Here is a 13,701-nt window from a genome sequence, read left to right as displayed (position 1 = left end):
ATATTGGAAATTTTCGACAACATACTAAATTTCGGCATAATAGACTACATAGATGTCTTCTTAGTAGCCTTGCTTTTATATTATATCTATAGATTAGTTAGAGGTACAGTTGCCATTAATATTTTTCTAGGTATTGTAGTTGTCTACTTCATCTATTTAATTGTAGAAGCGCTTAAAATGGTATTGCTAACAAAAATTCTAGGCGGTTTTATTAGTGTCGGGTTTATAGCTTTAATTGTAGTGTTTCAGCAAGAAGTTAGAAAGTTTTTATTAATGATTGGGTCTACAAATTTCGCCTCTAAACGTGGTTTTTTAAAACACATTAAGTTTTTAAAAATGGAAGGTGTCTCTACAGGATCTACAGATATAGAGGTTATTATTGCAGCTTGTAATAAAATGTCGACGTCTAAAACTGGAGCATTAATAGTTTTAGAGCGTGAAAATAATCTCGATTTTTTGGTTACTACAGGAGACGAGATGAATATTAAAGTTACACAACCTATTATTGAGAGTATCTTCTTTAAAAATAGTCCGCTTCATGATGGTGCAATAATTATAGAAAATAATATTGTTAAAGCAACACGTGTAATTTTACCTGTTAATAACGAGAAAACCATTCCGCAACGTTTTGGATTAAGACATAGAGCAGCAGTTGGTATTACAGAACGAACAGATGCTATTGCAATTACAGTTAGTGAAGAAACTGGACAAATTTCTTGTTTTAGAAATGGAACATTTGTTGAATTTAAAGATTCTACAGAGTTAATAGAAATTATAAAAGAAGACTTAATTTAAATATGGTTTGTAAAAATTGTAAACGATTATTGCCACAACAAATTAACTTCTGTAATGGTTGTGGAGGAAAAGTGATAAGGAACAGATTAACAATGCGTAATCTATTAGAAGATTTTGCTTGTCGTTACCTAAACTACGATAATAAGTTTTTTAAAACAATTAAAACCCTATTTACAAAGCCGGAAGAAGTTATAGAAAGCTACATTCATGGTACTAGAAAGAGGTATGTTGATGCAATTGGCTTTTTTACCATTGCACTAACTTTTTCAGGGCTTCAATTATTTATTTTAAATAATTTTTTTCCTAACGCTTTCGATATACCAGATTATATGACAATGTATTCAAATCCTGGAAGTGATGAGGCTCAAAAAGCAACCATGTCTGTTATGCAAAAATATCAATCTTTAGTGATGATGTCTTACATACCTATTTATGCTTTGATGGCAAAAATTGTTTTTTTTAACATAAAGAGATTCAATTTTACAGAATTATTGGTTGTATTTCTCTATACTCAGGGCCAAATATCAATATTTCTAAGTATTATAACAGTTGTGTTAATAGCTATTGGTGTTGACCTCTACATTGTGAGTTTTACAACAATGCCTTTTATGCTTTTATATTTTGCCTATGCCTTAAAACGTTTATATAGAATAAGTACAGCTGGAATAATTTTAAGGTCTATGGGTTTTGCTGCTGTGTTTATAGGTTTAATTATCTTTTTGGGAATAGTTTTCGCTATATGGATGCAGTTTTCTGCTTCAGGTCAAGAAATGATTGAAGCTCAAAAAGCTGCAATTGAGGCTGCAAAAATCAAATACTAAGCCACATCAGCTTTTAGAAACTGAACTTCGTAAAGGTTTCTATAATAACCATCTTTAACTTTAAGTAACTCTTCGTGAGTACCTTGTTCTACAATTTCACCAGCATCCATTACTATAATTTTATCAGCTTTCTGTATCGTCGCTAACCTGTGAGCAATAACAATAGAAGTTCTACCTTTAGTAATTTTATCTGTAGCATTTTGTATTAATTGTTCAGAATACGAATCTACCGAAGAAGTCGCTTCATCTAAAATTAAAATACTAGGATTGGTAACATAAGCTCTCAAGAAAGAGATTAATTGTCTTTGCCCAGAACTTAACATTGCGCCACGTTCTTTTACATTGTAATTGTAGCCATTTGGTAAGCTAGAAATAAAATCGTGTATACCAATATCTTTAGCAGCTTGTATTACTTGTGCTTCAGTAATATCTGGATGATTTAAAGAAATATTTGCCATAATAGTATCGGCAAACAAAAATACATCTTGTAATACTACAGCAATTTGGCTTCTTAACGAAGCTAAAGTAACTGTTTTAATATCTACGTTGTCTACTAAAATTTCTCCACTATTTATTTCGTAAAAACGATTTAGTAAATTTATAATTGTAGATTTTCCAGCTCCAGTAGAGCCTACAATAGCAACAGTTTCTCCTGCCTTTACATCTAGAGAGATCCCTTTTAGTACTTCTTCGTTTTCAACATAACTAAAGTGAACATCTTTAAAGGCAATAGCACCTTTAAAGTTTGAAGCTTCTATAATACCAGTATCATCAATTTGCGATGTAGTATCAATAATTTTAAACACACGTTTAGCAGCTACCATTCCCATTTGTAGTGTGTTAAACTTGTCGGCAATTTGTCTTAAGGGTCTAAACAGTTGAGGAATCATCATAATAAACATAAACAATTCACCAGAAGTTGCTGTGTCACCAACAATAACCATTAATCCTCCAAAATAAACTATCAATCCCGAAGTAATACCCGAAAGGAAATCGGCAATTGGAAAGAAAATAGAGTTATACCATATCGTTTTTAACCATCCTTTTTTATGTCGCTCATTAATAGCTTTAAAGTTTTTGTTCTCGGTATCTTCTCTTGTAAATAATTGCAGAATTTTCATTCCTGTAACACGTTCTTGAACAAAAGAGTTAAGGTTAGAAACTTCTGTTCTTACTTCTTCAAACGCTTTTTTCATATAACGCTGAAAAATCTTTGTAGCATACAAGACAATAGGCATGGTTACAAATACAATTAAGCTTAGCTTAAAATTGGTGTACATCATGAAAACAGAAATAACAAGCATAACCATTAAATCTCGCATAATCATAAATAAACCTTGTCCAAAAATGTCAGCAATACGCTCCATATCTGTAACAGCACGTGTTATCAACATTCCAACCGAAGAATTATCATAATACTTCATCTTGAATTTTAGCATGTGATTAAACAGTAAAACTCTAACATCTTGCACTATATTCTGCCCAAGCCAAGCCGCATAAAACTGAAAGAAAAACTGAAAAACGGTTTGTACTAGAAGTAATGAAATCATTAAAATAATATAATACAAGAAGCCTTCTTCTTGCATTGTTTTTATATGATCGTCAATTACTATTTGTAGTAATTTAGGAGTAGCAATACTTAAGCCTGCAATAATTAAAACGGATAAAAGTACACCGTAAAAAATAGTTTTGTATGGTTTTGTATATTCAAACAAGCGTTTAAATAATGTAATGTCGAATATGTTTTCTTTTTTATTACTCAATGTCTAATTTAATTGTTTGTGGGTATTCAACTTCAGTTAAATATAAAGCGTGAGCAGGAACAGAAAATCCAGCTTCACTTCGGTTTTTAGATTTAATAATATCATGAAGTGTTTCTACTTCAACTTTACCAATACCTATATTAATAAGCGTTCCAACAATAGCGCGAACCATATTTCGTAAAAAACGATCTGCCTTAATTGTAAAATGAAGCTCGTTGTCTATAACCTGCCATTCGGCCTTCATTATATCACAATTATACGTTTTTACATCTGTATTACTTTTAGAAAAGCATTGAAAATCTTTATAGTCTAATAATATTTTGGTAGCTTCTTTTAGCCTTTCAATATCTAATTTCGGCTTTAACAAAAAAGCTTGTTCTGTATTAAATGGGCTTTTTTCTAAAGCGATTCTATATAAATATTGTCTGCTAATGGCATGAAATCTAGCATGCGCATCTTCTTTTACTTTAAAGATATTTTTAATAGCAATATCTACAGGTAAAAACGAATTTAGTTTATAAATAGTTTGCGGAATATCGAAAATTACTTCAGTATTAAAATGTGCAAATAATTGTTTTGCGTGAACTCCAGCATCTGTTCTACCAGCTCCCATTGTAGAAATAGGCTCTCTTAATAAAGTCGACAGTCCTTTTTCTAAAACTTCTTGTACAGAAATAGCATTAGGCTGTATTTGCCATCCGTGATATGCTTTTCCGTTATATGAGAGTTCTATAAAATATCGCAAAGAAACTTGTATTTTTGTTTTCTAAAGAAACAAAGATAATTGTTTTTGTTCCTAAAGAAATGCTAAATAATAATAAAAGCGTAACAATAAAATTAGCGCTTTCGCGGAAGTACTAACAGCTAAAAGCAAGTTCATCATAAATGAAAAAAATCTTACTATTATCAGATACTCATAGTCATATTGATAACGATATACTAAAATACGTTAAGCAAGCAGACGAAGTATGGCATGCAGGAGATATTGGAGATTTAAAAGTAACAGATGAAATTGCAAAACTAAAACCATTAAGAGGTGTTTACGGAAATATTGATGGAGATAAAGTGCGTTTAGAATTCCCAGAAAACAATCGTTTTATGTGCGAAGATGTAGATGTATGGATTACACATATTGGTGGATACCCAAATAAATACAATGTAAGAGTAAGAGAGGAAATATATAAAAACCCACCACGTATTTTTATTTGCGGACATTCACATATTTTAAAAGTGATGCCTGATAAAAAATTAAATTTATTACATATGAATCCTGGAGCAGTAGGAATTCATGGATTTCATAATGTAAGAACGATGCTTCGGTTTACTATAGATGGATCAAAAATTGAGAATTTAGAGGTAATAGAGTTTCCTAAAAAATATTAAGCATAAAAAAGCCCAAGATCTTCACCTTGGGCTCACGCACTAATACTACTAAGATGTTAGGTTTAGCGTAACCTATCTACAGATTTTACAAGATCTTCATCCTTTTTAATCGCTTTGTTGGCCAAAACCAATAATACGATAGACAGAATTGGAAGAAAGATCCCAATACCTTTCTCAGAAACCAAAGCTTCTCCAGATACATTTAGAGATTGATATACAAAAAATCCTAGTAAAATAACGTTCAATATGATGTTAAGTCGTCCCAATACAAATTGCAACTTCCTATTTTTAAACATAAATATAGATAACAAAGATAGAGCTGCTGAACCTAAAAACAGTCCAAAATACAAAAGCTCATCCATTGCAAAGATTTTTACATCTTCGTTAGTTATCCATAAATGAAATACAAAAATCAGTCCAGCCGAAATTCCAGCAGTAAGCAGTAAATAGACAGATTGAATACGTTGTATCATTTATTTTAGTTGAATAATTTCAGCTTCAAAAATATAACTTCTTTTGGTAATTTTAACTAAAAACTTAAAATAAAGTTGTATAATTGCATGAGCGAGTTGCAATAGTCACATTAGCAATACGTTAATTCTTCAGAATCACAATATAATTTTCTCCGGAAATTTTCAACAACATATTTTTCTAAAAATATTCAATTAAACAATTCATGTTTGAAATCTCACAATTAAAAGAAATGAAGCTTCCTGAGTTACAGGACATGGCTAAAAAGCTAAGTATCCCTAAGTTTCGTTCATTAAAAAAATTAGACTTAGTTTATCAAATTTTAGATAAACAAGCAGCTAACCCTAAAGCTGTAGAAGTTGTAAAAGCAGATGTTCCTGCTCCAGCAGTAGAAGAGAAGCCTAAAAGAGAACGTGTTCAACGTCCAAGTGCAAATAAACCAAAACCTAGGCCTAAAGCACAGCCAAAGCCTCAATCTAAAGTAGAAGCAAAAGCGCAACCTAAAGCTGCACAAGAAACTATAGCTTTTAAAGAAGAGGCTAGCAAGGAAGTAAAAGACAATAAAAAAGTAAAAGAGCAGGCTCCGGCTAAGGCACAGCAGCCAAAACCACAACATAAGAAACCTGTTCACAATCATCAAAATAAAAAAGACGACAAAAAGGATAATAATCCAAACCGTCAGAATAAAAACCAAAATAAAAATCAGAATAACCAACGTAATCAAGGTAAAAACGGAAATACGCACGGAAGCAGTGAGACTCGTAACCGTTACCGTGAGCCAGATTTCGAATTTGATGCTATTATTGAAAGCGAAGGTGTGCTAGATGTAATGCAAGATGGTTATGGTTTTTTAAGATCTTCAGATTATAACTACTTATCATCTCCAGATGATATTTATGTATCGCAATCTCAAATTCGTTTATTCGGATTAAAAGTAGGAGATACAGTATTAGGAAATGTAAGGCCTCCAAAAGAAGGTGAAAAATATTTTCCACTTATTAAAGTAAATAAAATTAACGGTCAAAGTCCAGATGTGGTTAGAGACCGTGTGTCTTTCGAGCATTTAACACCATTATTTCCACAAGAGAAATTTAATATTGCTGGAAAGCAGGCTACAATTTCTACTCGTATTATGGATTTGTTTGCTCCTATAGGAAAAGGACAACGTGGTATGATTGTTTCTCAACCAAAAACAGGAAAAACAATGTTACTTAAGGATGTTGCAAATGCAATTGCAGCTAACCATCCAGAAGTATATCAAATGATTTTACTTATCGATGAGCGTCCTGAGGAAGTAACAGATATGCAACGTAATGTACGTGGTGAGGTTATTGCTTCTACTTTTGATAAAGAAGCTCATGAGCACGTAAAAATCGCTAATATAGTATTAGAAAAAGCAAAACGTTTAGTAGAATGTGGACACGATGTAGTAATCTTATTAGATTCTATTACGCGTTTAGCTAGAGCTTACAACTCTGTACAGCCTGCATCTGGGAAAATACTTTCTGGTGGTGTAGATGCAAATGCATTACACAAACCAAAACGTTTCTTTGGTGCTGCTCGTAACATCGAAAATGGAGGTTCGCTTACCATTATTGCAACAGCTTTAACCGAAACAGGTTCTAAAATGGACGAAGTAATTTTCGAAGAATTTAAAGGAACAGGTAACATGGAGCTTCAATTAGATCGTAAGATCTCTAATCGTAGAATATTCCCAGCTATCGATTTAACATCTTCAAGCACACGTCGTGATGATATTTTATTAGATAAGGTTACTATACAAAGAATGTGGGTTATGCGTAAATACCTCGCCGATATGAATCCTGTAGAAGCGATGGAGTTTATTAATGAGCGTTTTAAACAAACAAGAAATAACGAAGAGTTTTTAATTTCAATGAACGGTTAGGTTTATCCTGATTTAGTTTTTAGAACTAATTGTATATAAATAAAAAAGCCTTGATTTTATAATCAAGGCTTTTTTATTTTATAAAGCAAAATTTATATTAAGACAAAAAAAACAAGCATCGACTAAAAAAAAGTCAATGCTTGTTTTTATGATTTAGTTTTTATAAAAAAAACTAATGGAAATTATATAGCTGTAATTATTAATAAGCTAATAATAGCTCTTTGTATTCTTTTAAGTCAGAGATATTATCTTTGTTATTAAGATTTCTTGTAAGCGCTATTAAATATTTAAGACTTTCTACAGGAGATACATCAGCTATGTCATTGTCTTCTTCGGTAAGTTCTTCTTCGTCTTGTTCTAAAGGCTCGTCTTGAGGAATAGGAAGAAGAAACGCTTCATGTTCTTCTATGTGCTCATAGGCAAGTCTAAGTACTTTTACCACTAAAGGAACTTCCTCTTCTATAGCATAAACTCGTAATGCTTTTATGTCATCAATTAGTGTATCTGTATTGATTCCAGATTTATCAAGGTTATTAAGAATTTTATCAATTACTTTAATTGCGTTTGTGTTTTCCAAAAGAGTAAGATTTATGTGAATGGTTGATTTTTGATAATTGCAAATTTATACTTTTAGAAATTAAATCATAGACCTTATTTCGAGTAAATTTACATACTCACTAAAAGAATTTTTATAAAACAAAAAAGCCTATCGAAATTTCGATAGGCTTTTGTTTCTTGTAGAATTAATTCGACTATATCGCAGAAACGAATTTAGTTAAACCAGACTTTAAGTTAGCAGCTTTGTTAAAATGAATAACATTTTTCTTAGCTAATTTATCTAACATAGAGTGTACTGATGGTAATAATGCTTCAGCTTCTTTTTTGTCAGTTAACTCACGTAATTTTTTTATAGCATTACGTGTAGTTTTATGCTGGTACTTATTTCTTAAGCGTTTAGTTTCGTTACTTCTAATTCTTTTTAACGCTGACTTATGATTTGCCATTTGTTTATTTTTTCTTTATTAAAAAATTGTAGCCCGTAGGGGAGTCGAACCCCTCTTACATGGATGAAAACCATGCGTCCTAGCCGATAGACGAACGGGCCATTTATTTTTGAGTTTGCAAATATAAAACCTTTTTATGTTATTGCAAAACTTTTTTGCAATAATTTTAAAATATTTTTTTGTTGCTGCTAAACTTTTCAAATAACTTACACAACGTTTCCATTGCGGGTGCAAAAATACAACTATTTTCTACTTTTGCAAGACCAAACTAATTTTTTTTTCAAAAAAAAATTAATTAATATGCTTTTGCGAACAATACTCTGCGTTTTGAAGGCTTTCCAGAATAGACGCAAATACCATTTTCTATCTTCCCTTCTAATGGAAGACATCTAATAGTCGCTTTTGTAATTTCTTTTATCTTGTCTTCAGTTTCTGCTGTACCGTCCCAGTGTGCAGATATAAACCCTCCTTTTTCTTCTAAAACAGTTTTGAATTCCTCAAAATCTTCAACTTCTGTTGTATGGGTGTCTCTATGATTTAAAGCTTTGTTGAATAAAGATTCTTGAATCTCCACCATTAAGCCTTCAATTTTTTCAGTTAAAGTGTCTAACGAAACTGTTTCTTTAGTCAATGTATCTCTACGTGCTAATTCTACTGTGCCGTTTTCTAGATCTCTTGCTCCAATTGCAATACGAAGAGGAACACCTTGTAGTTCGTGTTGTGCAAATTTTGCGCCTGGACGATAGGTTGTTCTATTATCGTATTTAACAGTAATGTGTTTCGATCTTAAATCCTTTATTATTCCGTTTACAACAGTTGTAATTTCTTCTAGTTGTTCATCAGTTTTATGAATAGGAACTATTACTACTTGATTAGGTGCTAAGTTTGGAGGTAGTACAAGTCCTTTATCATCACTATGTGTCATGATTAAAGCTCCCATTAATCGAGTTGAAACTCCCCAAGAGGTAGCCCAAACATAATCCTGTTTTCCTTCTTTGTTAGTGTACTTAACATCGAAAGCTTTAGCGAAATTTTGTCCTAAAAAGTGAGATGTTCCTGCTTGTAAGGCTTTTCCATCTTGCATTAATGCCTCAATACAGTACGTGGCATCTGCTCCTGCAAAACGTTCGCTTTCCGTTTTTAGACCTTGTACAACTGGTATTGCCATAAAGTTCTCTACAAATGTGGCGTATACGTTGTTCATTGTCTCTGCTTCTGTAATAGCTTCAGCCTTTGTTTCGTGAGCGGTATGTCCTTCCTGCCAAAGAAACTCTGCAGTTCTTAGAAATAAACGAGTACGCATTTCCCAACGAACAACATTAGCCCATTGGTTTATTAGTAATGGTAAATCTCTGTAAGATTGAATCCATCCTTTAAATGTGCTCCAGATAATAGCTTCACTTGTAGGTCTAACAACAAGTTCTTCTTCCAGCTTAGCTTCAGGATCTACTCTTAGTTTTCCTGGATTGTCAGGATCGTTTTGTAATCTGTAATGAGTTACAACTGCACATTCTTTAGCGAAGCCTTCTGCATTTTTTTCTTCAGCTTCAAACAGGCTTTTAGGGACGAATAGTGGAAAATAAGCATTTTGATGTCCTGTTTCTTTAAACATTCTATCTAATTCTGCTTGCATTTTCTCCCATATAGCATAGCCGTATGGTTTTATTACCATGCAACCTCTAACTGCCGAGTTTTCAGCTAGATCAGCCTTTACGACTAGTTCGTTATACCATTTTGAATAGTCTTCTGCTCTCGTTGTGAGTTTTTTGCTCATATATAGTATTTTGGCACAAATTTTGTGATTATGTTAAAAAAAGAAATAGTTTGACAAAACTAACTATTTTTGTTATGTTCAACAATAAAAAACAAACAGTTATGCAATTAAAAAAATACTTATTAAAAAAATTACCAGCTTTTGTTGTCGTTTTATTTGCTTTGGGACTTACATCTTGCGGTTCTTACCAATATGTAGGGCAAGAAAGTGATGGTGTGTATGGAGAAGAAGATATTGTGCAAGCTGATGTTCAGGATAATGCTGATAACACTTATTATAAGAGTTATTTTAAAGAGAAATCCATACAAATGGAGTCTGATATTAGTAATGATGTTTTTGTAGACGTTGATTCTTATCAAGGCAACTATTCGGATGAGGTTGTTCAAGTGGATAATAATAATAATAATTCTGGTTATGGAGCTTGGGGCGAAAATAGTTCTAATGTAACGGTTAATTTGTATTCTGGTTTTAGCTATAGTTTTTTTGATTGGAATAACCCTTTTATTGGTAATGGTTGGTATGGAAATAGAGGTTGGGCATATGGCTATGGTGGTTTTTATAGTAATCTATGGGGGCCTTCTCATGGTGGTTTTTACAATCCTTTTGGATATTCATCATATGGCTACGGCTATGGTTACGGAGGTTATCCGTATTATTCTGGTTACTATGGAAGAAACGGTTATGGAAGAAACGGTGTGGTATACAGTTCTAGAAGAAGAGGAAGTACTTATGGTAGAAGCTCTGCTTTAGGTAGGAGAGTTGAAGCTTCAAGAAGAAGTAATACAACATCTACTCGTACGAGAACATCTTCGACGCCTAGAGTTAGGACTTCGACTCCAAGAACAAGAAGTAGTAATTCTACTCCGCGAGTGAGAACTACAACACCAAGAACGAGAACGTCTACACCACGAGTGAGAACTACTACGCCAAGAACAAGAACATCTACTCCTAAGACATCTTCACCAAGTCGATCTTCTACTAGAAGTTCTTCTGGTTCGTCATCAAGGTCGTCTTCAGGTAGTAGGAGAAGAGGTTAGTACTAAGTTTTAAAGGAAAGTAGAATTAAAAAAATAATATGAAAAAAGGAATATTTTTATTCATAGGTGTTATGTCTATGTTTACAATTAATGCTCAGAATATAAATGATGCCTTGCGTTATAGTAATGGTGAGGTGATTGGTTCTGCTAGATATAGGGCGCTTAGTGGAGCATTTGGAGCTCTTGGAGGAGATTTAAGTGCTGTAAGTGTTAATCCAGCAGGTTCAGCTGTTTATACAAATAGTTTCGGCTCAGTGTCTTTAAATGTTAGTGATGTAGATAATGAAACGGTGTATTTTGGAAAGGAAAAAGCTTCGTCAGATTCAGATATTTCCTTAAATCAAGGAGGTGGTGTTTTTGTTTTTAAGAATACCGGTAATAATTCGCCTTGGAGAAAATTTGCTTTAAGTGTAGCTTTTGATAATACTAAAAACTATGATGATAATTGGGAATCTAGAGGTGTTGGTGACGTATCTATAGGTCAATATTTTTTAAATAATGCACAAGGACTGCGTTTAGATGAGATTTCTGCATTAAGTGGAGAGTCTACGGCAGGTGCTTATTCGGGAATAGGAAGTGCTTACGGTTATGCGAACCAACAAGCTTATTTAGGTTACGACTCTTATATATTAGAGCCAGATAGTGACGCAGATGATAATACAATTTATACTTCAAATATTGCAGATGGTAATTTTGATCAAGAATACGCATATGCTGCAACAGGATATAATGGTAAGTTAGCATTTAATATAGGAGCTCAATATGGTGATGATTTATATTTAGGATTAAATTTGAACTCTCACTTTTTAAATTATGAGCGTTCTACTTTTTTATATGAACAAAATAACAATACCGGTTCTGTTGTAAATCAAGTAGGTTTCGAGAATAATATTATAACGAATGGTTCTGGTTTTTCATTTCAATTAGGAACAATTTATAAGCTCTCTAATGAGTTTAGAGTTGGATTTACGTATGATTCACCTATGTGGATGACAATTACGGAGGAAACAACTCAGTACATTGAAACTGTTAGAGAGGATGGAGGTGAAAACGTTTTGCAAATAGTAGATCCACGAGTAGTTAATTTGTTTCCAGATTATAGTATACAATCTCCTTCTAAAGTAACGGGTAGTTTAGCTTATATTTTTGGTAAACAAGGGTTGATTAGTTTCGATTATTCTAGAAAAGATTATGGTAATACAAAGTTTAAACCGAAGTCTGATGCTTATTTTAGTACACAGAATAATATTATTGCTAATAATTTAACAGCAGCTTCAACATATAAATTGGGTGGAGAGTATAAGGTGAATCAATTTAGTTTTAGAGGAGGTTATCGTTTTGAGGAGAGTCCATATAAAAACGGAGAAACTGTTGGTGATTTAAACGGTTATTCTTTTGGTTTAGGGTATAATTTTGGAAATACAAAGTTAGATTTAACTTACGATGCATATAGTCAATCAAGAGAATATCAATTATATAATACAGGATTAACAAGTGCTACGTCAATAGATTCTAATAATTCTAATGTAACATTAACTTTAGGGTTTTTGTTATAGAGGTTTTAATATTCGTTATTTAAAAGATAAAACAATTCATAAAAAAAAACTCCTTTACGCTAGTAAAGGAGTTTTTTTTATGTTAGAATCTTAGTAAGATTATTTAACAGGTTTAACCGTTTTTATAATTCTTGCTGCAATTTTATATGGGTCTCCATTTGAAGAAGGACGACGATCTTCTAGCCAGCCTTTATATCCCTTTTCTACAGCGATAATTGGAATACGAATAGAAGCTCCTCTGTCTGAAACTCCCCAAGAGAAATCGTTGATAGATGCCGTTTCGTGATCTCCAGTTAAACGTTGTTCGTTATGTTCACCATAAACCTCTATGTGTTCTTTTACTAGTGGGCGGAAAGCTTCACAGATTTCTGCATATTTTTCTTTTGAACCACAAGTTCTTAGGATTGTGTTAGAGAAATTAGCGTGCATACCAGATCCATTCCAATCAGTATTTCCTAATGGTTTTGGATGGTATTCAATATACATACCTTTTCCTTCAGTTAAGCGATCTAATAAATATCTTGATATCCAGATTTCATCTCCGGCTTTTTTAGCTCCTTTAGCAAATAATTGGTATTCCCATTGTCCAGAGGCAACTTCTTGGTTTATACCTTCAAAGTTTAAGCCAGCATCAATACATAAATCGGCATGTTCTTCAACTAAATCACGCCCATGAGTATGTTTTCCACCAACTGAACAGTAATACATTCCTTGTGGAGCTGGGTAGCCGCCTCTTGGAAAGCCTAGAGGTAACTCAGTACTTGTATTCATTATAAAGTATTCTTGTTCGAAACCAAACCAGAAATCATTATCATCATCTTCAATGGTAGCACGTGCATTAGATTTATGCGGTGTTCCGTCAGCATTCATAACTTCGGTCATTACTAAGTATCCATTTCTTCTTGTAGGATCAGGATAGATTGCAACTGGTTTTAAAATACAGTCAGACGCTCCTCCAGAAGCTTGTTTTGTAGAAGAGCCATCAAAAGACCAAAGGCCTAATTCTTCAACTGTTCCTTGGAAATTTTCGTGTTCCTCAACTTTGGTTTTACTTCTCATGTTTTGAGTTGGGTAATAACCATCTAGCCAAATGTATTCTAATTTTATTTTTGCCATAATACTTACAGATTATATTAATAATATGTCTGCAAATATAAAATGAATTTTAATTTACCTCTATAAAAACAGAGG

At 32.7% G+C, this 13,701-nt stretch carries 13 protein-coding genes and 1 tRNA gene; 6 read left to right on the top strand and 8 right to left on the bottom strand.

Going from position 1 to position 13,701, the window contains the following annotated elements:
* Window positions 1-3: 3 nt before the first annotated feature.
* Complete coding sequence (gene cdaA / locus Q0935_RS14735; protein ID WP_299254598.1) at window positions 4-795, top strand: diadenylate cyclase CdaA; 792 nt, start codon at window positions 4-6, stop codon at window positions 793-795.
* A gap of 92 nt (window positions 796-887) precedes the next feature.
* Complete coding sequence (locus Q0935_RS14730) at window positions 888-1,616, top strand: DUF3667 domain-containing protein (RefSeq protein ID WP_299387836.1); 729 nt, start codon at window positions 888-890, stop codon at window positions 1,614-1,616.
* On the opposite strand, the gene Q0935_RS14725 is transcribed toward Q0935_RS14730, so the two are convergent.
* Complete coding sequence (locus Q0935_RS14725) at window positions 1,613-3,379, bottom strand: ABC transporter ATP-binding protein (RefSeq protein ID WP_299254604.1); 1,767 nt, start codon at window positions 3,377-3,379, stop codon at window positions 1,613-1,615. The two genes, Q0935_RS14730 and Q0935_RS14725, sit on opposite strands and share 4 nt — an antisense overlap.
* Complete coding sequence (gene truA / locus Q0935_RS14720; protein WP_299387831.1) at window positions 3,372-4,124, bottom strand: tRNA pseudouridine(38-40) synthase TruA; 753 nt, start codon at window positions 4,122-4,124, stop codon at window positions 3,372-3,374. Before truA ends, Q0935_RS14725 begins: the two co-directional genes overlap by 8 nt.
* 140 nt (window positions 4,125-4,264) lie before the next feature.
* Between truA and Q0935_RS14715 the strand changes: the two genes are divergently transcribed.
* Window positions 4,265-4,762, top strand: coding sequence for a metallophosphoesterase family protein (locus Q0935_RS14715; RefSeq protein ID WP_299387827.1), 498 nt, complete (start codon window positions 4,265-4,267; stop codon window positions 4,760-4,762).
* Between the two features lie 62 nt (window positions 4,763-4,824).
* Here Q0935_RS14715 and Q0935_RS14710 read toward each other — a convergent pair whose 3' ends face one another.
* Window positions 4,825-5,235, bottom strand: coding sequence for a DUF4293 domain-containing protein (locus Q0935_RS14710; protein WP_055435831.1), 411 nt, complete (start codon window positions 5,233-5,235; stop codon window positions 4,825-4,827).
* A gap of 203 nt (window positions 5,236-5,438) precedes the next feature.
* Here Q0935_RS14710 and rho point away from each other — a divergent pair, with 203 nt between their 5' ends.
* Window positions 5,439-7,139, top strand: coding sequence for a transcription termination factor Rho (gene rho / locus Q0935_RS14705; protein ID WP_299387822.1), 1,701 nt, complete (start codon window positions 5,439-5,441; stop codon window positions 7,137-7,139).
* A gap of 199 nt (window positions 7,140-7,338) precedes the next feature.
* Here the strand turns inward: rho and Q0935_RS14700 are convergent, their stop codons facing one another.
* The 4 genes from Q0935_RS14700 to proS form a co-directional block, all read right to left on the bottom strand.
* Window positions 7,339-7,716 (bottom strand): hypothetical protein, encoded by a 378-nt coding sequence (locus tag Q0935_RS14700; protein ID WP_299254617.1) that lies wholly within the window; start codon window positions 7,714-7,716, stop codon window positions 7,339-7,341.
* 175 nt (window positions 7,717-7,891) lie between these two features.
* Window positions 7,892-8,143 carry a 30S ribosomal protein S20 gene (gene rpsT / locus Q0935_RS14695; protein WP_055446654.1) on the bottom strand — a complete coding sequence of 84 codons (252 nt, stop codon included), beginning with the start codon at window positions 8,141-8,143 and terminating at the stop codon, window positions 7,892-7,894.
* Window positions 8,144-8,172: 29 nt separating this feature from the next.
* A tRNA-Glu gene (locus Q0935_RS14690) sits at window positions 8,173-8,244 on the bottom strand.
* 194 nt (window positions 8,245-8,438) lie between these two features.
* Entirely contained in the window at window positions 8,439-9,917 is a 1,479-nt protein-coding gene (gene proS / locus Q0935_RS14685; RefSeq protein WP_299254621.1) for a proline--tRNA ligase, read from the bottom strand.
* A gap of 101 nt (window positions 9,918-10,018) precedes the next feature.
* On the opposite strand from proS, the gene Q0935_RS14680 reads away from it, so the two are divergent.
* Together Q0935_RS14680 and Q0935_RS14675 are read left to right on the top strand one after the other, a co-directional pair.
* Window positions 10,019-10,954, top strand: a complete 936-nt coding sequence (locus tag Q0935_RS14680; protein WP_299387818.1) for a hypothetical protein — start codon at window positions 10,019-10,021, stop codon at window positions 10,952-10,954.
* Between the two features lie 38 nt (window positions 10,955-10,992).
* Entirely contained in the window at window positions 10,993-12,510 is a 1,518-nt protein-coding gene (locus tag Q0935_RS14675; protein WP_299387815.1) for an OmpP1/FadL family transporter, read from the top strand.
* A gap of 99 nt (window positions 12,511-12,609) precedes the next feature.
* Here the strand turns inward: Q0935_RS14675 and Q0935_RS14670 are convergent, their stop codons facing one another.
* Window positions 12,610-13,626 (bottom strand): glutamine synthetase beta-grasp domain-containing protein, encoded by a 1,017-nt coding sequence (locus Q0935_RS14670; protein ID WP_299254629.1) that lies wholly within the window; start codon window positions 13,624-13,626, stop codon window positions 12,610-12,612.
* Window positions 13,627-13,701: the final 75 nt, after the last annotated feature.

Origin of the sequence: uncultured Lacinutrix sp. (assembly GCF_947500605.1) — a bacterium.
In the GTDB taxonomy this organism is placed as follows: Bacteria; Bacteroidota; Bacteroidia; order Flavobacteriales; family Flavobacteriaceae; genus Lacinutrix.
This window is presented reverse-complemented; position numbering and strand designations above follow the sequence as displayed.